Annotated in this window: 19 protein-coding genes; 2 read left to right on the top strand and 17 right to left on the bottom strand. The window is 52.6% G+C overall.

The annotated features are described in order from the left end of the window. The first annotated feature begins 5 nt into the window (after positions 1 to 5). On the top strand, positions 6 to 560 hold the full coding sequence (locus U5L07_01940) for a 3D domain-containing protein (GenBank protein MDZ7830493.1): 555 nt from the start codon (positions 6 to 8) through the stop codon (positions 558 to 560). Positions 561 to 594: 34 nt separating this feature from the next. On the opposite strand, the gene U5L07_01935 is transcribed toward U5L07_01940, so the two are convergent. Together U5L07_01935 and arfB are read right to left on the bottom strand one after the other, a co-directional pair. Beyond that, entirely contained in the window at positions 595 to 1,524 is a 930-nt protein-coding gene (locus tag U5L07_01935) for a radical SAM protein (GenBank protein MDZ7830492.1), read from the bottom strand. Between the two features lie 35 nt (positions 1,525 to 1,559). Further along, positions 1,560 to 1,976: an alternative ribosome rescue aminoacyl-tRNA hydrolase ArfB gene (arfB, locus tag U5L07_01930; GenBank protein MDZ7830491.1), complete on the bottom strand. Its 417-nt coding sequence runs from the start codon at positions 1,974 to 1,976 to the stop codon at positions 1,560 to 1,562. A 312-nt stretch (positions 1,977 to 2,288) separates the two neighbouring features. Here arfB and U5L07_01925 point away from each other — a divergent pair, with 312 nt between their 5' ends. Then, positions 2,289 to 3,785 (top strand): 30S ribosomal protein S1, encoded by a 1,497-nt coding sequence (locus tag U5L07_01925; protein ID MDZ7830490.1) that lies wholly within the window; start codon positions 2,289 to 2,291, stop codon positions 3,783 to 3,785. Between the two features lie 14 nt (positions 3,786 to 3,799). On the opposite strand, the gene U5L07_01920 is transcribed toward U5L07_01925, so the two are convergent. The 15 genes from U5L07_01920 to U5L07_01850 all read right to left on the bottom strand — a co-directional run bounded on the left by U5L07_01920 (position 3,800) and on the right by U5L07_01850 (position 20,848). Further along, positions 3,800 to 4,099 carry a hypothetical protein gene (locus U5L07_01920; protein ID MDZ7830489.1) on the bottom strand — a complete coding sequence of 100 codons (300 nt, stop codon included), beginning with the start codon at positions 4,097 to 4,099 and terminating at the stop codon, positions 3,800 to 3,802. Between the two features lie 177 nt (positions 4,100 to 4,276). Next, on the bottom strand, positions 4,277 to 5,038 hold the full coding sequence (locus U5L07_01915) for a succinate dehydrogenase/fumarate reductase iron-sulfur subunit (protein MDZ7830488.1): 762 nt from the start codon (positions 5,036 to 5,038) through the stop codon (positions 4,277 to 4,279). Further along, positions 5,038 to 6,951 (bottom strand): fumarate reductase/succinate dehydrogenase flavoprotein subunit, encoded by a 1,914-nt coding sequence (locus tag U5L07_01910; GenBank protein ID MDZ7830487.1) that lies wholly within the window; start codon positions 6,949 to 6,951, stop codon positions 5,038 to 5,040. The genes U5L07_01915 and U5L07_01910 overlap by 1 nt, the downstream gene beginning before the upstream one ends. Positions 6,952 to 7,037: 86 nt before the next feature. Further along, positions 7,038 to 7,679 carry a succinate dehydrogenase cytochrome b subunit gene (locus U5L07_01905; protein ID MDZ7830486.1) on the bottom strand — a complete coding sequence of 214 codons (642 nt, stop codon included), beginning with the start codon at positions 7,677 to 7,679 and terminating at the stop codon, positions 7,038 to 7,040. A 26-nt stretch (positions 7,680 to 7,705) separates the two neighbouring features. After that, the gene (sucD, locus tag U5L07_01900; GenBank protein ID MDZ7830485.1) at positions 7,706 to 8,590 is read right to left on the bottom strand and encodes a succinate--CoA ligase subunit alpha; all 885 of its coding nucleotides are present in this window, start codon (positions 8,588 to 8,590) and stop codon (positions 7,706 to 7,708) included. Between the two features lie 36 nt (positions 8,591 to 8,626). Beyond that, complete coding sequence (gene sucC, locus U5L07_01895; protein ID MDZ7830484.1) at positions 8,627 to 9,790, bottom strand: ADP-forming succinate--CoA ligase subunit beta; 1,164 nt, start codon at positions 9,788 to 9,790, stop codon at positions 8,627 to 8,629. A gap of 38 nt (positions 9,791 to 9,828) precedes the next feature. Beyond that, positions 9,829 to 11,868, bottom strand: a complete 2,040-nt coding sequence (locus tag U5L07_01890) for a pyruvate carboxylase subunit B (protein MDZ7830483.1) — start codon at positions 11,866 to 11,868, stop codon at positions 9,829 to 9,831. A 59-nt stretch (positions 11,869 to 11,927) separates the two neighbouring features. Further along, a complete protein-coding gene (locus U5L07_01885) occupies positions 11,928 to 12,176 on the bottom strand; it encodes a hypothetical protein (GenBank protein MDZ7830482.1) in 249 nt (82 codons plus the stop codon). Between the two features lie 107 nt (positions 12,177 to 12,283). Continuing rightward, positions 12,284 to 13,837 (bottom strand): carboxyl transferase domain-containing protein, encoded by a 1,554-nt coding sequence (locus U5L07_01880; GenBank protein ID MDZ7830481.1) that lies wholly within the window; start codon positions 13,835 to 13,837, stop codon positions 12,284 to 12,286. Further along, complete coding sequence (gene meaB, locus U5L07_01875) at positions 13,821 to 14,831, bottom strand: methylmalonyl Co-A mutase-associated GTPase MeaB (protein MDZ7830480.1); 1,011 nt, start codon at positions 14,829 to 14,831, stop codon at positions 13,821 to 13,823. Before meaB ends, U5L07_01880 begins: the two co-directional genes overlap by 17 nt. Next, entirely contained in the window at positions 14,831 to 16,957 is a 2,127-nt protein-coding gene (scpA, locus tag U5L07_01870) for a methylmalonyl-CoA mutase (GenBank protein ID MDZ7830479.1), read from the bottom strand. Before scpA ends, meaB begins: the two co-directional genes overlap by 1 nt. A 104-nt stretch (positions 16,958 to 17,061) precedes the next feature. Continuing rightward, positions 17,062 to 17,463 carry a methylmalonyl-CoA epimerase gene (gene mce / locus U5L07_01865; GenBank protein ID MDZ7830478.1) on the bottom strand — a complete coding sequence of 134 codons (402 nt, stop codon included), beginning with the start codon at positions 17,461 to 17,463 and terminating at the stop codon, positions 17,062 to 17,064. A gap of 44 nt (positions 17,464 to 17,507) precedes the next feature. After that, positions 17,508 to 18,134: a TetR/AcrR family transcriptional regulator gene (locus tag U5L07_01860; protein ID MDZ7830477.1), complete on the bottom strand. Its 627-nt coding sequence runs from the start codon at positions 18,132 to 18,134 to the stop codon at positions 17,508 to 17,510. 97 nt (positions 18,135 to 18,231) lie between these two features. Continuing rightward, positions 18,232 to 20,562 (bottom strand): GspE/PulE family protein, encoded by a 2,331-nt coding sequence (locus U5L07_01855; GenBank protein MDZ7830476.1) that lies wholly within the window; start codon positions 20,560 to 20,562, stop codon positions 18,232 to 18,234. Between the two features lie 37 nt (positions 20,563 to 20,599). Next, entirely contained in the window at positions 20,600 to 20,848 is a 249-nt protein-coding gene (locus tag U5L07_01850; protein MDZ7830475.1) for a hypothetical protein, read from the bottom strand. Positions 20,849 to 20,908 lie beyond the last annotated feature (60 nt).

The following is a 20,908-nucleotide window of genomic DNA, read 5'->3' as shown; positions in this document are numbered from 1 at the left end:
TCAGAATGCGTTTAAGGGAGCGCAAAAAAAAGGGACGGCTGTTAATCAGCCTGATTCTTTTCGGTCTCTTTATCAGTCTGCCTTCATGCGGCCAGAAGCGGATAGTCCGGACCATGGAAGTGACAGCCTACTGCGGTTGCGGCAAATGCTGCAACTGGGAGCGGGGCAGCTGGAAATGCCTGAAACTGGATTTCTGGAACCGTTATATCAATGAGGGCAAATATGCGGGAAAACCCTATTCCGGTCTGACCGCAAGCGGTACCAAGCCGCATGAGCCCAGGCCCGGCCTGTTTTCCGCGGATAGTATCAAGCATCCGTGGATAATCCCGTTTCGGATCGTTTTTCCGTGGCTCTGGCTGCCCCGGGACGGCACTATTGCCGCAGACACCCGGCATCATCCATTCGGCACCCGCATGTATGTGCCGGGATATGGATATGGCGTGGTTGAGGATCGCGGGGGCGCCATAAAAGGACCCAATCGGCTTGATCTGTATTACAGATCCCATTCCGAAGCCCTGGAATGGGGTCGTCAGCACGTCAAGGTGGAAATTTTAAAATAGCCGGCCGGAAGCATTTATGCGATGGCAGCGGCGCTTAATGCCGGCGCTGATAGTAGGTTTCTTCGTCCTTGCGCACCATTTCAATCGCTCCGGCACTTACCATCGGCTCCAGATATTTTAGGATCTCATGGGGATGCGTGTTCAACCCATGGGCAATATCTTTAAGCGTGCAGGGCCGGCGCGACAAAAGCTGAATCAGGTCCTCCTTTAGCGCGGATCCGGCGGCGCCGGCCGCCTCGCCCTGGTATGGCACAACGATTTCCGCCCGATCCCCCAGCATCTGCTTGATTTGGATCAAACGCGCATCCGACGGCCGGGAGATGCCGGCTTCAGCCGTCGGCCGGACTGCCGTATTGAGGTGAATCTTGTCCGGCTGCACCCGATCCATCGAGTATTTAAAGGCTTGAATATCCGCATCCGCCGTGTTCATCCCCTGGATCAAAAAAATCTCCACCCATATCTGGCCGGTATATGCCTCACGGAAATGGACCAGGCCTTCCGCCATTTCTTCAAATCCGATTTCAGGACACGGCCGGTTTATCTTTTGAAACATTTCGGGAGTGCAGGCATCAAATGAGGGCAGCACCACATCGGCGGCCATCAGATCCGCCATGACGGCTGGAAACATAAGCATTGAGCCATTGGTCAGCACAGTGACGGGGATTTCAGTGGCGGATTTAAGCCGGGTGATGATTTCCCCTATGTCACTGTTCAATGTCGGCTCCCCTGAGCCGCCCAGCGTGATATAATCCGGCGTAACGCCTTCTTCCAGAGCTTCTTGCACATCGTGGATCACTTTATCGGCAGGAATATAGGGCTTTCGCTCAATAGTCGGCGCCGGTGTGCGCCCGATCTGGCAGTAAATGCAATCATATGAACAGATTTTGTAGGGAACCAGATCAACGCCCAGGGACCGGCCCAGCCGGCGTGACGGGACCGGTCCGTAAACCACTTTATCCCCCATTTATATTTCCTTTCATTTTAAACGGATCGAACCGATCACTCATTCTTAACTCTGCCCCTCAGGGTTTTTAAACGTCCTCTTCTGGTTTTGGCTTCCAGCCGCTTTTTCTGCGTACTCTTTGAGGGCTTGGTCGGCCTGCGCTGTTTTCGTTCGACAGAAACCTTTTTTATAAGCGATTTCAAGCGATTCAGCGCATCCTCCTTGTTCTTCTGCTGGCTCCGGAAACGCTGTGCCTTGATGATGATGACCCCATCCTTTGTCATCCGCTGATCCTTGCATTGAAGCAGCCGCTCCTTATAGAAATCAGGCAAAGAGGAGGATTTGACATCGAATCGCAGCTGCACAGCTGTTGCCACTTTATTGACATTCTGCCCGCCGGCCCCCTGCGCCCGGATGGGCTGGAATGCAAGCTCTGAATCGGGAATAAGGATGTGGTTGGAAATTTTAAGCATGTGAAATACAAAGATGGGTTAATTCATCAGCTCAGAAAGCATATTTTCAAAACAGTGATTCATATCAACGCATACATACCCCTTTTGGCAATTGATTACCAGAGACAAATAATTTCCGCGCCGCGTTGCGCACATTTCATATATAATGCCTCCTTTGCTGAGTTACTTTATCCCTTATTTTTCCATAAATATAAACAACACTGTCTGATCATGCAAAACCCCGCCGGCCTGACGCTTTTGATAGCGCTTGCAAGCAGGTATCGATACTGATAAAAGAGATGTAAATTTTTAACAGCAAGGAGAAAACCATCCATGACAGAGAAAGATTGGGAAAATCCCGAGGAAGACGCCCAGGATCAAAATTCCGCAGAGAATGAAGAAAGCGAAGATTTTGAATCGCTTTTTGAATCCTATATGACCGATATGCGACCGGATATACGAGTCGGAGAAAAAATTTCCGGAGAAATTATTGTGATCGGCCAGGACAGCGTATTCTTAAATACCGGCAGCAAGATCGACGGGGTCGTAGATAAATCTGAGCTGATCGATGAAAACGGTGAATTCCCCTATAAAGTCGGCGATCAGCTGGAGCTCTATGTGGTTGCCGCGGGTGACGGCGAACTGCAGCTCTCCAAGGCCATCGGCAGCACCGGCAGTTCCGAACTCCTCTATGATGCGCTGCAGAACAAAATCCCCGTTGAAGGCAAAGTCACAGAAACCTGTAAAGGCGGATTCAAGGTGCAGGTAATGGGCAAAACAGCTTTCTGTCCCATCAGCCAAATCGACAATGCCTACGTGGAAAAGCCTGAAACCTATGTCGGCGTCACCCTGGAATTTTTAATCGAGCGGATTGAGGAAAAGGGGCGCAATGTGGTGGTAAACCGCCGGAAATATCTTGAACGGCTGCTCGCCGAAGAACGGGAGAAGTTTTTACAGCAGGTCAGTCCCGGCGATACGGTAAACGGCAAAGTTTCCAAGCTGATGCCGTACGGCGCGTTTGTTGAACTCAACCCCGGTGTTGAAGGCATGGTGCATATTTCTGAGCTTAGCTGGTCCCGGGTGGCGGAGCCGGCTGAGGCGGTGTCGGTGGGCGATCCCCTGCCGGTCAAGATTCTTTCCATTAATGAGGCAGATCCCAAATCCGGCGGCCTTAAGATCTCGCTTTCCGCCAAACAGGTCAGCAGCGATCCCTGGGAAACCGCGGCGGAACGATTTCATGCGGGCGATAAGGTTGAAGGCCGGGTCACCCGGTGTGCGGATTTTGGCGCTTTTGTCGAGGTTGAGCCGGGTATCGAAGGGCTGGTCCATATCAGTGAAATGAGCCATGTTAAACGGGTGGTTAAAGCCGAAGACGAAGTGAGCCCCGGCGATAAAGTGGCGGTGACAATTAAATCCGTTGATCCGGCCCAAAAGCGCATGTCGCTCAGCATGAAGGATGCCGAGGGCGATCCCTGGCTTAACATTGAAAACCGCCTGTCTGTCGGGCAGACGGTTTCCGGCCGGATCGAGAAAAAAGCGGATTTCGGCTATTTCATCAATCTGGCGCCCGGGATTACCGGCCTGCTGCCCAAATCCAAAATTGACCGGGCACCCGATCCGCAGGCGATTGAAAAACTAAAAACCGATGATCCCATAACTGTTAAAATAGAGGCCATGGACACCCGGGATAAAAAAATCACTCTGGCAGCGGCGGATGCGGTGGATCAGGCAGACATCAAAAAATACGCATCTGATGACGCCGCCAAGCCATCCGCAGGCATGGGGTCGCTCGGTGAAAAGCTCCAGGAAGCTCTGAAATCCAAAAAATGATATATCACCGGTATCTATTTCTTGTTAAATATACCGTTTATAATCATGATTAAGGCGCCCAGCACAACCAGGACCAGAAACAAGGGCAGATGAATAAAGCCATCCATCCACTTCTGCATAAAACCGGCCGGCAGACTGCTGATCCATTCAAAGTTCTCCGGACCGCCGAATGCATTCATAAATGAAACATGGCCGCTGACTTTTGTCCCACCGCCGGGGCCGGACCCCGCCATCATTTTTTCAATCATTTTAAACCCGTAAAGCACGGCCCCGCTTAATAAAATAATCAGGCCAGCTAAAGATGTCTTGGTCATGCCTTATCCTCCCGTTTTCATGAATTCAAATGAGATTGAGACCGGTCATGGCAGTATCGACTTATCCTATACCAGAAATTGGCTGCGGGATGCTATCATATTTTCATTTAGCCGGAATAATCTTTCTGAAAATAATTTATAAGGCCGGCGCATTCATGTGACAGATCCTTGCAATGATCAGGCGGACTTTAGCTCAGCCTTCATAAATTCACGGTTTAAACGGGCGATTTCACGGATGGAAATCCCTTTCGGGCATTCCACCTCGCATTCGGTCTCATTGGAGCAGTTGCCGAATCCCAGTTCATCCATTTTCCGGACCATGGCGCGGACCCGGCGGGCCGCCTCCGGCCGGCCCTGGGGCAGAAGCGCAAGATGCGACACCTTTGCCCCGATAAAGAGCATGGCCGAGGCATTCGGGCAGGCGGCCACGCAGGCGCCGCAGCCGATACAGGCGGCCGCGTTAAATGCCGCATCCGCGGCGTCCTTGGGGATCGGCGTGGTATTGGCATCCGGGGCGCCCCCGGCATTTACGGAAATGTAGCCGCCGGCCTGGATAATCCGGTCCAGTGCTGAGCGATCCACGACCAGATCCTTTACCTGTTTAAACGCCCGGGCCCGCCAGGGTTCGATGACAATGGTGTCACCGTCCGAAAAATGCCGCATATGCAACTGGCAAAGGGTGGTTTCCGCCTCCTGCCCATGAGGCCGGCCGTTTACGACTGCGCCGCACATGCCGCATATGCCCTCCCGGCAGTCATGATCGAATGCAATCGGTTCGATATTTTTTTGCGTCAGTTCCTCGTTGACCACATCCAGCATTTCAAGAAAAGACATATCTGTTGAAATATTATTTGCCGGATAGGTTTCAAACCGCCCCTTTTTATCTGTTCGGTTCTGCCGCCAAACCTTTAATGTAAGATTAATCGTTGACGCGCTCATTATTTATAGCTCCTTTGGCTCAGCTCGACATTCTCAAACATCAGAGGTTCCGTGTGAAGTGCCGGCGCCTGTTCCTTGCCCTTAAATTCCCAGGCATTCACATGGCAGTAATTCTCGTCATCCCGCAGGGCCTCATGATCTTCTGTCTGGCAGGCCAGGTTGAAATGGCAACCGCAGGATTCCTCCCGATTGAGCGCATCCAGCACCATCAGTTCGCCGAATTCGAGAAAATCCGCCACCCGGCCGGCCTTTTCAAGGCTCTGATTCAAATCCTCGCTGCTGCCCGGCACATTGACTTCTTTCCAGAACCGGGCGCGAAGCTCCCGGATCATTTTCAGCGCTTTTTCCAGGCTTTCCATATCCCTTGACATGCCGCAGTAATCCCACAGGATCATGCCGAGTTCCCGGTGAATCTCGTCAACCGTGCGATGGCCGTTAATGGAGAGAAGCTTTTCCGCCTGCGCGGTCACATCGGTTTTGCTCTTCGCAAATGCGTCGTGATCCGTCTTCACTTCCGGCAGCTCTGTCCCGGCCAGATATCCGCCAATGGTATAGGGGATAATGAAATACCCGTCTGCCAGTCCCTGCATCAGGGCGCTGGCTCCCAGGCGGTTGGCCCCGTGATCGCTAAAGTTGGCCTCTCCGAGCACGAACAAGCCGTCAATCGTACTCATCAGGTTGTAATCCACCCACAGGCCGCCCATGGTATAGTGAACCGCCGGATAAATCTGCATGGGCGTCTCGTATGGATTTTCGCCGGTGATTTTTTCATACATTTGAAACAGATTACCGTACCTGGCTTCAATGACATCCTTCCCATCCCGTTTGATCGCATCCGCGAAATCCAAATATACGGCCAACCCGGTCTCGCCCACGCCTTTTCCCTGATCGCACTGTTCCTTGGCGTTTCGCGAGGCCACGTCCCGGGGCACGAGATTTCCGAAACTCGGATATTTGCGCTCCAGGTAGTAATCCCGTTCGGATTCCGGAATCTGGTTGGGCGGCCGTTTATCCCCGGGCTGCCTGGAAACCCAAACCCGGCCGTCATTTCTCAAACTCTCGCTCATCAGCGTCAGTTTGGATTGATAAGTGCCGTGTACCGGAATACAGGTTGGATGGATCTGGGTAAAACAGGGGTTGGCAAAATAGGCGCCTTTTTTATACGCGCGATACGCGGCCGTTACATTGCAGGACATGGCGTTGGTGGACAGAAAATAGGCGTTGCCGTAGCCGCCGGTGGCCAGCACCACCGCATGGGCGGCATAAGTTTCAAGTTTTCCGGTAATCAGATTTCGTACCAAAATACCCCGGGCTTTGCCGTCAACAATAACCAAATCCAGCATCTCCCGGCGGGGGAACATCTCCACTTTTCCTTTGGCCACCTGGCGCATCAGCGCGCTGTAGGCGCCGAGCAGCAATTGCTGGCCGGTCTGGCCTTTGGCATAAAACGTCCGCGAGACCTGGGCGCCGCCAAAGGACCGGTTATCCAGCAGCCCGCCGTAATCCCGGGCAAAAGGAATCCCCTGGGCCACACAGTGGTCGATGATCTGGGTGGAAAGCTGGGCCAGGCGGTAAACATTGGCCTCCCGGGACCTGAAATCCCCGCCTTTGATCGTATCATAGAACAGCCGCCAAACGCTGTCGCCGTCATTGGCATAATTTTTGGCCGCATTGATTCCGCCCTGGGCGGCAATGCTGTGCGCCCGCCGGGGGGTATCCTGGATGCAGAAATTTTTGACGTTATATCCGAGCTCAGCCATGGTGGCGGCCGCAGATGCGCCGGCCAGGCCGGTGCCGACCACAATAATATCGAATTTTTTCTTATTGGCCGGATTGACCAGTTTGAGTTCAAATTGATGGCGGTCCCATTTCTCTGTCAGCGGGCCGCCGGGTATTTTGGCATCAAGTGTCATATTTCATCTCGCTTCTTATAGACTCACCAAAAGAAAATAAAAAAAACTGTGCATACTCTAGTTATCTATGGCCACATTCCCCGGTTTTAGAACCCCAGCCCGATGTAAGGCGGAATCAGACCGAACCCGGCCCCCAGCAGCAGGGCAAAAACAATGCCCGCCCCCTGGATGACAGGCATGTATTTGGGATGATTCGCCCCAAGCGTCTGAAAAAGGCTCCAGAAGCCGTGTCGGACATGAACGGCCACAACAATCATGGCGACTATATAAATGCCCGTGTAGTATGCATTGGAGAATGTATTGGAGACCGTATTAAAGACGGACCCCTCGGGGTGTTCCACAAAGTGAAAATTCAACAGGTGAAAAATGATAAACAGTAAAATTAAAAACCCGGTATACGGCGCGGTCGCTGAGCCGATGGTCCGGCCGCCGCCGGATTTGTTCACGGCATAACGCTCTGGGCGGGCCTTGCGGTTCTGAATGAATAAAAGCGTGCCGGTGATTACGTGGACAAGCAGAAAAGCCAGAAGACCGATTTCAGCTACCCTGATCAGCGGATCCAGCGCATGCAGGTGCTCCACATAGGATTCAAAGGTCTCCCGTCCCACGTACAATGTCAGGTTGCCCAGCAAATGGGTCAGCAGAAAAATACAGAATCCGAGGCCCGTGACAGCCATCAGCAGTTTCTTGCCGATGGAGGTGGTAAATGCGTTTGACAATGTATTCATGGATCTTTCCTGATGATATAAATTTGCTAAAAATTCAATTTCCCAAAAACCTCCCCACATACCTGACCCATATCGCCCAAATTCTCGCAAATATGGACCCCGCAGGATTTCAGTTTCTCAATTTTGGCCTTGGCCGTGCCGGCTGAGCCGCTGACAATCGCTCCCGCGTGCCCCATCCGCCGGCCAGGCGGGGCCGTAATGCCGGCAACAAACCCTACCACCGGCTTGCTAACCTGGTCTTTGATAAAATCCGCCGCATCCTCTTCGGCATTGCCGCCGATTTCGCCGACCATGACAATGCCTTTTGTATCCGGATCACGCTCAAACGCCGCCAGGCAATCGATAAAATTGGTGCCGTTAATGGGATCGCCTCCGATACCGATGCAGGTGGTCTGCCCCAATCCCTCGCGGGTCAGCTGATATACCACCTCATAGGTAAGCGTCCCGGAGCGCGAAACCACGCCGATGGGACCGCCCGGCTTATGGATCGGACCCGGCATGATGCCGACTTTGGCCTCGCCCGGGGTGATGATGCCCGGACAGTTGGGCCCGATCAGCCGGGATCCGGATTGGTTCAATACGTGTTTGGCTTTGGCCATATCCAGCACCGGAATTCCTTCGGTAATAGCCACAATCAGGTCAACGCCGGCGTCGGCGGACTCCATGATCGCATCTGCGGCAAACGGCGGCGGAACGAATATCATGCTGCAGTTGGCCGCGGTTTGACTGACCGCCTCTTTAACTGAATTAAAAATCGGCACCCCATCCATTTCATCGCCGCCTTTGCCCGGCGTCACACCGGCCACCACATTCGTGCCGTATGAAATGCATTGCCGGGCATGAAACTGGCCTTCTTTGCCGGTAATCCCCTGCACCACTAGCCTTGTATCTGAATTGACGAAAACACTCATTCGCTATCACTCCGCATCATCTTTGAAATTCCCGCCTTAAGCGACGATCCGCGCCACCTGTTCGCCCGCATCCTTCATATCTACTGCCGTATAAAGCTTCATGCCGGATTCTTCCAGAATTTTCCGGCCCTCTTCAACATTGGTCCCTTCCATACGGACCACCACCGGCACTTTGACGTCCATGTTTTTGGCGGCCGCCACAACTCCCTGGGCCAGTATGTCGCATCGCAGGATGCCGCCGAAAATGTTGATTAAAATTCCCTTCACCTTTTCATCGCTTAGGATAATCCGGAATCCGTTCTCAACCATTTCAGCCGTGGCGCCGCCGCCCACATCTAAAAAATTGGCGGGTTCGGCCCCTGCCAGCTTGATGGTGTCCATAACCGCCATGGCCAGGCCGGCGCCGTTTACCATATTGCCGACATTGCCATCCATATTGATGTAGTTTAAATTGTACTTGGAAGCTTCCACCTCCAGCGGATCCTCCTCGTCCAAATCCCGGTATTTTTCCACAATATCTGAATGCCTGAATCGGGCGTTGTCATCAAAATCCATTTTTGCATCCAGGGCAATCACCTGATTGTCTGCTGTAAGGACCAGGGGATTGATTTCAACCAGGGAGCAGTCGTAATCCGCAAACAGCCTGTAGAGCTGATTGATCATCCGGGTAAACGGCTTGATGGCATCTTTCGGCAAATTCAAACCGAATGCGGCCTGACGGCCGTGATAGGGCTGAATACCTAAAAGCGGATTGATCTGGACTTTAATGATCTTCTCCGGTGTGCTGGCCGCGACCTCTTCGATCTCCACGCCCCCGGCTTCAGACGCGATGATCATGATATTGGCGGTTTCCCGGTCGATAATCAGGCTGAGATACAGCTCTTTTTTGATCTCAAGCCCCTCTTCAATCAGGACCTGCTTGACGGTCCTGCCTTCCGGACCGGTCTGATGGGTGACGAGATTCATCCCCAGGATGGCCTCAGCGTTTTCTTTTACCTCATCAAGGCTTTGGGAAACCTTCACCCCGCCGCCTTTTCCCCGGCCCCCGGCATGGATCTGGGCTTTTACCACCACCGGCAGTGTTTTCAGGGATTCCGCCATCCGGACGGCCTCAGCAGCCGTTTTGGCCACTCCGCCATTTGGCACCGGCACCTCATATTGCTTAAACAGCTCCTTGGCCTGAAACTCATGAATCTTCATTGATCAGCGACTCCCGGTCTATATGAACTGTGTTTAAATTAACCAATCACGCACAAGACATCATTTTTGGCCACTGAATCCCCGACACTGAAATTGATGGATTTAATCGTTCCGCTGGCCGGGGCGGGAAGGGAATTCTCCATTTTCATGGCTTCAAGAATCACCACGGATTCGCCTTCTTCCACACTGTCGCCGACCTGCTTTTCAAAGCTGATAATCATGCCCGGCATGGGGGCCTTTACCGGCGTGCCTTCGGCCGGAGCGGCGGTTGACGGTTTCGGCGCAGGCTTTGATTCAGCCGCTTCTTTTTTGGGTGGCGCTTCGGGCGCGGGGGCCCGCGATTCCGGCTGCTGGGCCTGGGCCGGTCCGGGTTCGGCAGACGGCTGGGCCGCCGGCTGCGATTCCGGCTGAGCGGCCGGCGGAACCGCACGGGTAACCATCGGCGGGCCGCCCGGCTCATCAACGACCACCTCATAGTATTGATCATCCACAAACACATTAAAGGTCCGGGCATGCTCCGTGGTTTCCGGGCTCTTCTTCTCTACCAGTTCCCCGGCCCTGGCCCTGGCCACCAGCTTTTCCTCTTTTTTGGCCTCCTCCAGGGTCTTGGGCTGGATCTCATCAGGCGGGGTTTCCAGACCGTATTTGTATTTAAGGAATTTTTTGCCGGTAATCGGATACAGGGCATAAATAAGCACATCATCAATATCCGTGGAGATATCCTTGATGTCTTCTTTGGCTTTATCAAGTTCAGGTTCAAGCACTTCCGCCGGCCGGCATTTAATGGGCTCTTCACCCCGCTCATAGCCTTTAAGCGCCTTTTTCTGAACTTCCGTATCAATGGGTGCCGGCGTCTGGCCGTATAATCCGTAGCAGAGATCCTTGACCTGGCCGGTAATCATTTTGTACCGGTCATTTTCATCGTCAAACAGGACATTGTTCACTGTCTGCGTGCCCACAATCTGGCTGGTCGGGGTAACCAGCGGGACCTGGCCCAGCTCTTTACGCACCCGGGGCAGTTCTTTGTAGACGTCGTAGATCCGGTCCAGGGCATCCATCTGCTTTAACTGGTTGACCAGGTTGGAGAGCATCCCGCCCGGGGTTTGATGAAGCAGCACGTTGATGTCTATGATCGAGACCTTGGAGTCATCCAGCAGATGCTTGTATTTGGGGAGAATCTGTTTTTCCAGGATATCGTTGATATCCGCCAGCGCCTGGATGTTAAAACCGGTGTCCCGGTTGGTGCTGAGAAGTGCCATAACCAGGGGCTCAATCGCGGGATGGGACGTGCGGTATGCGTAGCTCGACATACAGGTGTCAATAATGTCCACGCCCGCTTCAACCGCCTTCAGGTGAGTCATGGAGGCCATGCCCGAGGTGAAATGGCTGTGCAGATGAATGGGAATTTTGGTCTGCGCCTTAAGGGCCTTGATCAGCTCAAAGGCGTCATAGGGCGCCAAAAGCCCGGCCATGTCCTTGATGCAGATGGTGTCCGCCCCCATATCCGCCAATTCCCTGGCCTTTGCCAGGTAATAGTCAAGGTTGTAGACCTCTCCGCCCATGCGGGGCTCAGTCAGCGAATAGCAGATGGAACCCTGAAAATGCTTGTCGCATTTCTTGATCACCTCCACCACGGTTTCAAAATTTCGGAAATCATTTAAGGCATCAAATGTTCGGAAGATATCAATGCCGTTTTCCGCGGAGCGCTCGACAAAAGCCCGGGCCACATCATCGGCATAATTGCGGTAGCCGACCAGATTTTGTGCCCGAAGCAGCATGGAAAACGGGGTTTTCTTAAGGTAACGCTTCAGGGTGCGAATGCGCTCCCAGGGGTCCTCATTTAAGAATCGGTGCATGGTATCAAATGTGGCGCCACCCCATGTTTCCACACCCCAAAATCCGATTTCATCCATCATCTCCGCAACCGGAATCATGTCTTCGGTTCGGCCGCGGGTGGCAAAAAGCGACTGGTGGCCGTCCCTAAGGGTCAGATCCTGTATTTTAACGGGATTTTTTGCCTTGGGTCGATCCTTGTCATAATCCATCGAGGTCATTTTAACTTGAAAATGGTCGGTCATATCTCTTTCTCCTCATTTGCGTGGTATCGCCGGGAATTAAAAATTCTGCCCATATCTGTTTATCGCCGCCATCCGGTCGCCCGCTGCAGCGCCTTCATCTGCATCAGATTCCGCAACTGCATCTGCTGCTGGCGGCCGCTGACCCGCCAGACCGGCATGGGCGCCTGAGAAATTGCCGATTTAGCTGGCATTTCAACGCCTTCAACCCGTTCCAGCTGGGGTTCCATGCTTATTGCCGCTTCCTCCTGGGATTTAATGTAGGCCGTTACCGCGGCAATGGCTGCTGTTTTTTTCCGATCCGGTTTCATCGTCTCTCCGTTGCCAGGTATAAATTTTTGGGTATTAGCTGTTAGCTTTCAGATATCGCGTATAAAAAATGATAAAAATCCTTTACCTAGTTTCTAGTTTCCAGTCTCTAGACCGGTATATTCCCATGCTTTTTGGGCGGCAGCATCTGCCGTTTGTTATACATGATCTCAAGTGCCTCAATCAACCGGGGACGGGTCTCGCTGGGCATAATTACATCATCCACATAGCCGCGCCGGGCTGCCCGGTAAGGATTGGAAAACAGCTCCCGATACTCTTCGATTTTTTCTTTGCGTTTGGCGTCCGGATCATCCGCCTCTTGGATGGCCTTTCTGTGAATGATATTCGCCGCGCCTTCTGCGCCCATGACAGCGATTTCCGCAGAGGGCCAGGCAAAGGCGATGTCTGCGCCCAGATGCTTTGAAGACATGGCGATATAGGCCCCGCCATAGTCTTTCCTGACGATTAACAGGAGCTTGGGTACGGTGGCCTCGGAATAACACCACAAAAGCTTGGCCCCGTGCCGGATAATCCCCCCCCATTCCTGGTTGCTGCCGGGCATATAGCCGGGCACATCCGCGATGGTCAAAAGCGGTATGTTAAACGCATCACAGAACCGGATGAACCGGGTGGCTTTGTCCGATGCATCAATATCCAGACATCCGGCCAGATAGTTGGGCTGATTGGCGATAATGCCCACGGTTTTGCCGTTTAACCGGGCAAAACAGACGATCATGTTTTTGGCATACAAGGCATGGGGTTCAAAAAATTCGCCGTTATCCACGATGGATTCAATGATTTTTTTCATGTCATAGGCGGTATTTGCGTCATCGGGAACAAATGCGTCCAGGTTTGGATTCGTCCGGCCGGGATCATCGGTGGTTTCTAAGATCGGGGGGTCCTCCATGTTATTTGAGGGCAAATAAGAGAGCAGGGTCTTTATCTGCTCAATGGCATGTTCTTCGGATTCACTGGCAAAATGGGCCACGCCGCTCTTTTCATTGTGTGCAATGGCCCCGCCCAGCTCCTCAAAGGTAATTTCTTCACCGGTGACGGATTTAATGACCTGCGGGCCGGTGATAAACATGTGGCTGGTTTTTTTGACCATAAAGATCCAGTCGGTCATGGCCGGGGAATAAACCGCACCGCCGGCAGTCGGCCCCATAATCGCCGAGATCTGCGGAATCACACCGGAACAGATGGAGTTTCGATAAAAAATTTCGCCATACCCGCAAAGCGCATCCACGCCTTCCTGGATGCGAGCCCCGCCGGAATCGTTAAATCCCACCACCGGCGCCCCGGACTTGTGGGCCAGATCCATGACCTTGCATATTTTTCTGGCATGCATCTCACCAAGGGTTCCGGCCCGAGCGGTAAAATCCTGGGCAAAGGCAAAAACCGGCCGCCCATCAACATACCCGTACCCGGTGACCACGCCGTCGGCCGGAATATCGGTTTCATCCATGCCGTAATCCACGCACCGGTGCTTGACAAACATATCCACTTCACGGAAGGTGCCTGGATCAAATAAATGTTCAAGCCGCTCCCGGGCGATCATTTTGCCCTGCTCGCGCTGCTTGGCCACGCTTTTGGCCCCGCCCATTTCAAGCGCTTTTTCCCTTTTTTTCTTTAGCTCTTCGATTTTTTCAGCATTTTGACCCATATACGTTCCTTTCCTGTCCCCGGGTGAATATATCCAGCAATTTTTTTACTGCAGCTGTCGGCGTGGTTTCGCCTCTCTCAACCGCCCGTTTTAATTCGGGCAGCTCATGTTTGACACAAGGTGTATTGTAAAACCACTCCTTCAAGCCTTCTTCAAGTAAGTAGTGCATCCAATCCAGCGCCTGCCGCTTTCGCTTGGCCGTCAGATCGCCACTTTCAATCATCTGCCGACGGTGGCTTAAAACCGTATCCCAGATTTCCTTAATCCCGTCCATGGTCAGGGCGCTACAGGTCATAACCGGCGGCACCCAGGCGGATGAAGACGGGGTCAGCAGGTGCAGGGCGTCTTCATAGGCTTTCCGGGTTTTTTGGGCGTTTTTGATATTTTCGCCATCCGCCTTATTAACCGCTATCGCATCCGCCAGCTCGAGAACCCCGCGCTTGATGCCCTGAAGTTCGTCGCCCGCCCCGGCCAGAATCAGTATCAAAAAAAAGTCCACCATGGAAGCGACCGAAGCTTCGGACTGGCCCACCCCCACGGTTTCGATAATGATGATATCAAACCCGGCCGCTTCACAGATCAGCATGGCTTCCCGGGTTTTTCTGGACACCCCGCCCAGCGAGCCGCCGGACGGGGATGGCCGGATAAAAGCCTCGGGCCGGGATGAGAGTTTCTCCATTCGGGTCTTGTCCCCGAGTATGCTGCCGCCGCTTCGCGCGCTGCTGGGATCCACGGCTAAAACAGCCAGTCGATACCCCTCATCGATCAGCTTAAGCCCAATGTTTTCAATAAAGGTACTTTTGCCAGCCCCGGGTACACCGGTAATACCAAGGCGAATGGCGTTTCCGGTATGGGGCAGCAGCCCGTCAAGAACTGTGGTCATCAGCCGGTGGTGTGCTGACAGGGAACTTTCAATCAGAGTAATGGTTTTGGCCAGAATTTTCCGATCCCCGGAGCGAACCCCCTGAATAAAGTATTCCGGATCAGTTTCCATCAGCGCTGTTCCAGAGCGTTTAAAACCTGATTGGCGGATTCGGTCACCTGCGTGCCCGGCCCGAATACCTTGGACACACCGCTGTTATACAAAAACTCATAATCCGCCGGCGGAATAATTCCGCCGACCACCACGAGCACATCTTCTGCACCCTCTTTTTTCAGGGCTTCGATCAACTCCGGCACCAGGATTTTATGGCCGGCCGCAAGACTTGACACGCCCACCACATGCACATCATTTTCAACCGCCATACGGGCGGCTTCCCCCGGGGTCTGGAACATGGGGCTGATATCTACATCAAAGCCCAGGTCCGCGAATGCGGTGGCCACCACCTTAATTCCGCGGTCATGGCCGTCCTGACCCATTTTCGTGACCAGAATGCGCGGCCGGCGGCCTTCTTTTTCCGCAAACTGCGCGGTACGTTTCCGGATGGCAGCAATGATTTCATCATCCTGATACTCCGAGGCATAAACGCCGGAAATACACTGGGTGGTGGCCACATACCGGCCGAAAACTTTTTCCATGGCATCACTGATTTCTCCGACCGTGGCCCGGGCGCGGACAGCCTCAATGCTAGCCTCCAGCAGGTTGCCGCCGGATTCCGCGTATTGGGTGAGTTTTCCCAAAGCAGCTTTGACTTTGGCTTCATCCCGGTTTTCCCGCACGAATTTTAAACGCGCGATCTGCTCTTCACGCACAGCAGCGGATATCTCCCGCACATCGATTTCCGTCTGCTCATCCACCTGATATTTATTGACCCCGACGATGGTCTCATGGCCCTGGTCGATCTTGGCCTGCCGCCTGGCGGCGGCCTCTTCAATCCGCATTTTGGGCATGCCGGATTCAATGGCCTTGGCCATGCCGCCGAGTTCCTCGACTTCATTGATAATTTTTCTGGCTTCTTCAATAATGGACTGCGTCAAAGATTCAATATAATATGAGCCCCCCAGGGGATCAACCACATCCGTCACATGGGATTCTTCCTGGACAATCAGCTGGGTATTCCGGGAAACCCGGGCGGAAAGATCTGTCGGCAGGCTGACCGCCTCATCAAATGAATTGGTATGAAGCGACTGCGTGCCGCCAAGAACGGCCGCCAGGCATTCAAGGGTGGTGCGGATGATGTTATTGTATGGGTCCTGCTGCGTCAGACTCCAGCCCGAAGTCTGTACATGGGTCCGCAGCATGAGCGATTTGGGATTTTTCGGATTGAACTGTTTCATCAGCTCATGCCACAAATAGCGGGCCGCCCGCAACATGGCGATTTCCATGAAAAAGTTCATGCCCACACCAAAGAAAAAGGATAGCCGGGGGGCGAAGTCATCAACGTCTAAGCCGGCATTTAACGCGGTCTTTACGTATTCCAGGCCATCAGCCAGGGTAAACGCGGTCTGCAGCACCGAATCCGCACCGGCCTCCATCATATGATAGCCGCTGATGCTGACCGAATTGTATTTAGGCATGTGTTTGGAGCAATAGCCGATGATGTCCGAGACGATCCGCATGGATGGTTTTGGCGGATAGATATAGGTGTTTCGGGTCAGGTATTCCTTTAAAATATCGTTCTGGATGGTGCCTCCCAACTTTTCCCGGGAAACGCCCTGCTCTTCGGCCGCCACAATATAGCCGGCAAGGATCGGCAGTACGGCGCCGTTCATGGTCATGGAAACGGTCATCTCATCCAGAGGAATGCTATCGAAGAGGATCTTCATATCCTCAACAGAATCCACCGGCACCCCGGCTTTACCCACATCGCCGGCCACACGCGGATGGTCCGAGTCATACCCGCGGTGGGTGGCCAGATCAAAGGCAATGGAGAGCCCCTTCTGGCCGGCGGCCAGACTCCTACGGTAAAACTCGTTGGATTCCTTGGCCGTGGCAAAGCCCGCATACTGCCGAATGGTCCAGGGCCGGTTGGTATACATGGTGGCCCGAACCCCACGGGCAAAGGGCGCCATTCCCGGAAGGGTATTTTCAAAGGAGATCTCCTCCAGATCCTCGCGGGTATAGAGCGGCTTGGTGGTGATGCCTTCCGGGGTTTGCCGGTTAAGGGCCTCTATGGACTTACCTTTCAGCTCCTTTTGGGCAAGCTCTTTCCATTTTTCTATATCCGGATGTTCACTCATTGCTAAACTCCATCATCATTTTATCAACTGTTTCTGGTAAAGTATGGTTTAACTTGCGGGATTTATTGTCCGACAATAGCATAATCCCAGTCAATGCCAAAGCCCTAACGTTCACATAGTTCAACCAGCACGCCATTTGTTGCCTTGGGATGCAAAAAAGCGATTTTCGCTCCGCCTGCCCCCTGTCTCGGGGTTTCATCAATCAGCCGGACCCCTTTTTCCTTAAGCTCTGCCAGCGCCTGGGCAATATCGTCCACCCGGAAGGCAACGTGCTGAATGCCCTGCCCTTTTTTTTCAATATATTTGGCAATCGGCCCGTCCGGCTCGGTGGATTCCAGAAGTTCCACCTCACTTTCGCCCACCGGGAAAAAAGCGGTTTTAACTTTTTGCTCGGAAACGGTTTCTTCGCCTTCAAACGGCAGGCCCAGGATGTCGGTCCAGAAGGCTTTGGCCGCGTGGATATCATTTACCGCTATGCCTAAATGATCGACTTTCAATATTTTCATAGGACACCTCTATAGTTATAAGTAAGGTTTACATACATTTTTGGCTAGTTTTTTCTTTCTCCGGAGACCCCGTTAAAAATCAGCAGACAGAACTGATCCGTAAGCAGATCCGGATCCAGCGGGCCGTCATTGATAACCGCTGGCAAGACCAGGTGTTCAATGCCGCCGAGCACAACCTGGCGGATAGTTCCGGGATCCAGGTCCCCTCGGATTTCCCCCGCCTTTGCACCGTCTTCGATCAGCTCAAGCATTATGTTGGTATACTGCTTGACAATCCCGTATGTTTCACTCGTAAAATAGCCGGGATAGTTGCGCACTTCAAGCAGAAGGATTTTAGAAAACACCCGGTCCTGGTCATAAAAATAAATGGTGCTCCAGATATACTTGCGCAGCTTGTTCTTTGCGCCTTCAATCCCCTTTAATCCCCAATCCACCTGCTCAACGAAATTTTCCAGGTACTCGTCAAGCACCGCATGCAGAAGGCCCCGCTTATCGCCGAAATAGCGATATATCAAAGATTCATTGACCCCTGAGGTCCGCGATATTTCAGCGGTGGTGATGGAGCTGAAATCCTTTTTCGCAAGCAGGTGCCGAAGGGCATCAGCCAGCTTGGTGCGCCCGGATGGCCTGGCCTGTTTGGCGTCAGCCGTATGTTTGGGGGTATCATTCATTTATTATCTTCAGTGGTAATTTTCATAAGTAAAACTTACTTGCACAAAAACATCATGTCAAGGATTTTCCTGCAAACAAGTTTTTAAAGGCGGGGACTTATTTGATACAGACCTTGCGCACTTCCAGGAGATCGCAGTGGCCTTCAAATATTTTCTCGATGCCGTCCTGCTTCAAGGTGGTCATGCCCTCGGCAATGGCCTGATCCCGGATTTCAGACATGGGCGCCCGGCTCGTAATCAGCGATTTAATGGCATCCGAGGCCACAAGGAGCTCATGGATGCCCATGCGGCCGCGATAGCCGGTATTGTTACACTGCTCGCAGCCCGCGGGCCGGTAAAGCATCAGTTGGTCTGAATACGGAATATTGACGTTCTTTTTAAATAATTTTTCGTCATATTCGCGCACCAGCGCCTCATATTCGGATTTATCCGGGTGATAAGGCTCCTTGCAGTTTTTGCAAAGTGTGCGCACCAGGCGCTGGGCCAGAATGGCGATCAGGGCATCTGCAAAATTAAACGGGTCCATGCCCATATCCAGCAATCGGGTCACACTTTCCGGCGCGCTGTTGGTATGAAGCGTGGAGAACACGAGGTGACCGGTGAGCGATGCTTCAATGCCCATCTGGGTGGTTTCCCGGTCCCGCATCTCACCGACCATGATCACATCCGGATCCGCCCGCAGAAACGCCCGCATGGCAGCGGCAAAATCATAGCCGATTTTGGGTTTGACCTGCACCTGCCGCAAGCCCTTTTGCGTGATTTCCACCGGATCTTCCGCGGTCCAGATCTTTCGATCCACCTCATTAATATGCGCCAGGGCGGAGTGCAGGGTGGTGGTTTTCCCGGAACCGGTGGGACCGCAGCAGAAAATCAGCCCATAAGGATTGGTTACCGCATTAATAAAGTTTTCATAATTACGATCCGAAAACCCCATCTTATCCAAAGGAATCGGCTCGCCGGAGGCCAGAATCCGCATGACCACATCCTCAAGCCCTCCTTGGGTCGGCACGGTCGCCACCCGCAGTTCGATATCCTTTCCGCCGTACTTTTTAAAACGGATTTTTCCGTCCTGGGGCTTTCGGCGTTCGGCGATATCCAGGTCAGACATGATCTTGATTCGGGAGATAACCGCGTTTTTATAGCTATAGGGAATCGTCTGATACAGGGTGCAGGCACCGTCCACCCGAATCCGGACTTCGGTATTTTTTTTACCGGGCTGCGGCTCGATATGAATATCCGAAGCCCCCCGGTTATTCGCATCCAGAATAACCTTGTTGACCAGCTGCACCACTGCGCTGCTTTCCTCGGACACATCATAGGCTTCCTCTTCGAAAGTCTCATCGTCATCCTGGAGCTGGGAAATAATATCATCGATGGAGGAGCCCTCCGCAGGGCCCTTCTCCGAGGTAAACAGATCGATTAGCTTTAGAATATCCTCCCGGACCGCAACATTGAATTTAATGCTCTTTTTGGGAAAAAGCGTTTTAATCTCATCCACCCGCCGGATGTCATCCGGGTTGTCTATGGCAATGATGATATCGCCGTTTTCCGAGCGGATCGGCACCCAGGCGTTGGTTTTCATGAACTTGACCTTCAACCCGTGCAGCAGTTCGCCGGGAATTGGCATGTTGCTGTTATATTCCACAAGGGGCAAATCAAAATACCGGCTCAATGCGACGCCGACTTCCTTTTTCGGTATCTTGAAATCGGATATCAGGATGTTTTCAACCGGCTCCCGCTTCTCCCGGGCCTTGGAGACGGCATTGTTCAGCTCTTTCTGGGTAAGGATATGATTTTCCAAAAGATAGTCAAATTTGCCCTTGCCCTGCGAAGCCATGCGCTTCTGTTTATAAAGGGCAATGCCCATGATCTTGGTAAGTTCTTTCAGGTTGTCCTCATCCCGCCGCGTAAAAGGTCCGCCGCCCCTTCGATTGATCAGCTGGATAACGCCAAGGAGATAGGATTTAAACAGGATGGGGGCCACCAGCACCTGCCTTGTGCGAAAACCGGAGCGCTTATCCCAGCGGTTATCGAATTTCAATGAGGCATCCAGAGCGCTTAACTCGTTGGTGTCATAAACATCCTTGATGTTTAACATCCGCTGATGGGTGGCCGCATAGCCGGCAATGCTTTTATCTGATATGGGCACCCGGATTTCTGAAATTTCTTCACCGGATTTAAACCTTGACACCAACTCCCGTTTAATGCCGTCCACATAGTAGATGGTAATGCGTTCGGCCCCGATAAGGTCGACAATATCATCTTTCAAATCGATCAGTATCTCATCGAGATTAAACGCGGCATAAATCTGGTTGCTGATTTCCTGGAGCTTGGTGCGGTATTCAACCTCTGATTTTAGATGATGTACATCCGTTTCATCTTCAGGTGTGGTTTTGAGGACTTGGTTGAGTTTTTCGGAAGCGTCCATACCTCCCCCTGTTCAGTTTGAGGGTTTGTTAAGCGAACTATTGGCTGCCGGCATTATTGGACTGCCCGCCGGGATACCAGAGTCCGTAGAGCTTTTTGATGCCGCCCCCGATCAAAATGATGCCGATGAGATAAAAACAGATGCGAATAAACACCAGGATGCTGACAAAATATTCGATATCCCCCACCTGTTCCATGAGATAAGGGACGCGGAAAAAAACGCCGATTCCCATCAGCAGGAGAGCAACACCCCACACGGTTTGAAAAATATCCCGATATTCCTTCATTTTGACTGCCCTATAGCTGTAGACCTTTGACCAATATCTATTTATATTACATTCAAAAAT

It is taken from the genome of Desulfobacterales bacterium, from assembly GCA_034520365.1.
Lineage (GTDB): Bacteria > Desulfobacterota > Desulfobacteria > Desulfobacterales > Desulfosalsimonadaceae > M55B175.
This window is presented reverse-complemented; position numbering and strand designations above follow the sequence as displayed.

Coding starts and splice junctions, on each gene's coding strand:
- U5L07_01940 (MDZ7830493.1), top strand. CDS start 6: ATGCGTTTAAGGGAGCGCAAAAAAAAGGGACGGCTGTTAATCAGCCTG.
- U5L07_01935 (MDZ7830492.1), bottom strand. CDS start 1,524: ATGGGGGATAAAGTGGTTTACGGACCGGTCCCGTCACGCCGGCTGGGC.
- arfB (MDZ7830491.1), bottom strand. CDS start 1,976: ATGCTTAAAATTTCCAACCACATCCTTATTCCCGATTCAGAGCTTGCA.
- U5L07_01925 (MDZ7830490.1), top strand. CDS start 2,289: ATGACAGAGAAAGATTGGGAAAATCCCGAGGAAGACGCCCAGGATCAA.
- U5L07_01920 (MDZ7830489.1), bottom strand. CDS start 4,099: ATGACCAAGACATCTTTAGCTGGCCTGATTATTTTATTAAGCGGGGCC.
- U5L07_01915 (MDZ7830488.1), bottom strand. CDS start 5,038: ATGAGCGCGTCAACGATTAATCTTACATTAAAGGTTTGGCGGCAGAAC.
- U5L07_01910 (MDZ7830487.1), bottom strand. CDS start 6,951: ATGACACTTGATGCCAAAATACCCGGCGGCCCGCTGACAGAGAAATGG.
- U5L07_01905 (MDZ7830486.1), bottom strand. CDS start 7,679: ATGAATACATTGTCAAACGCATTTACCACCTCCATCGGCAAGAAACTG.
- sucD (MDZ7830485.1), bottom strand. CDS start 8,590: ATGAGTGTTTTCGTCAATTCAGATACAAGGCTAGTGGTGCAGGGGATT.
- sucC (MDZ7830484.1), bottom strand. CDS start 9,790: ATGAAGATTCATGAGTTTCAGGCCAAGGAGCTGTTTAAGCAATATGAG.
- U5L07_01890 (MDZ7830483.1), bottom strand. CDS start 11,868: ATGACCGACCATTTTCAAGTTAAAATGACCTCGATGGATTATGACAAG.
- U5L07_01885 (MDZ7830482.1), bottom strand. CDS start 12,176: ATGAAACCGGATCGGAAAAAAACAGCAGCCATTGCCGCGGTAACGGCC.
- U5L07_01880 (MDZ7830481.1), bottom strand. CDS start 13,837: ATGGGTCAAAATGCTGAAAAAATCGAAGAGCTAAAGAAAAAAAGGGAA.
- meaB (MDZ7830480.1), bottom strand. CDS start 14,831: ATGGAAACTGATCCGGAATACTTTATTCAGGGGGTTCGCTCCGGGGAT.
- scpA (MDZ7830479.1), bottom strand. CDS start 16,957: ATGAGTGAACATCCGGATATAGAAAAATGGAAAGAGCTTGCCCAAAAG.
- mce (MDZ7830478.1), bottom strand. CDS start 17,463: ATGAAAATATTGAAAGTCGATCATTTAGGCATAGCGGTAAATGATATC.
- U5L07_01860 (MDZ7830477.1), bottom strand. CDS start 18,134: ATGAATGATACCCCCAAACATACGGCTGACGCCAAACAGGCCAGGCCA.
- U5L07_01855 (MDZ7830476.1), bottom strand. CDS start 20,562: ATGGACGCTTCCGAAAAACTCAACCAAGTCCTCAAAACCACACCTGAA.
- U5L07_01850 (MDZ7830475.1), bottom strand. CDS start 20,848: ATGAAGGAATATCGGGATATTTTTCAAACCGTGTGGGGTGTTGCTCTC.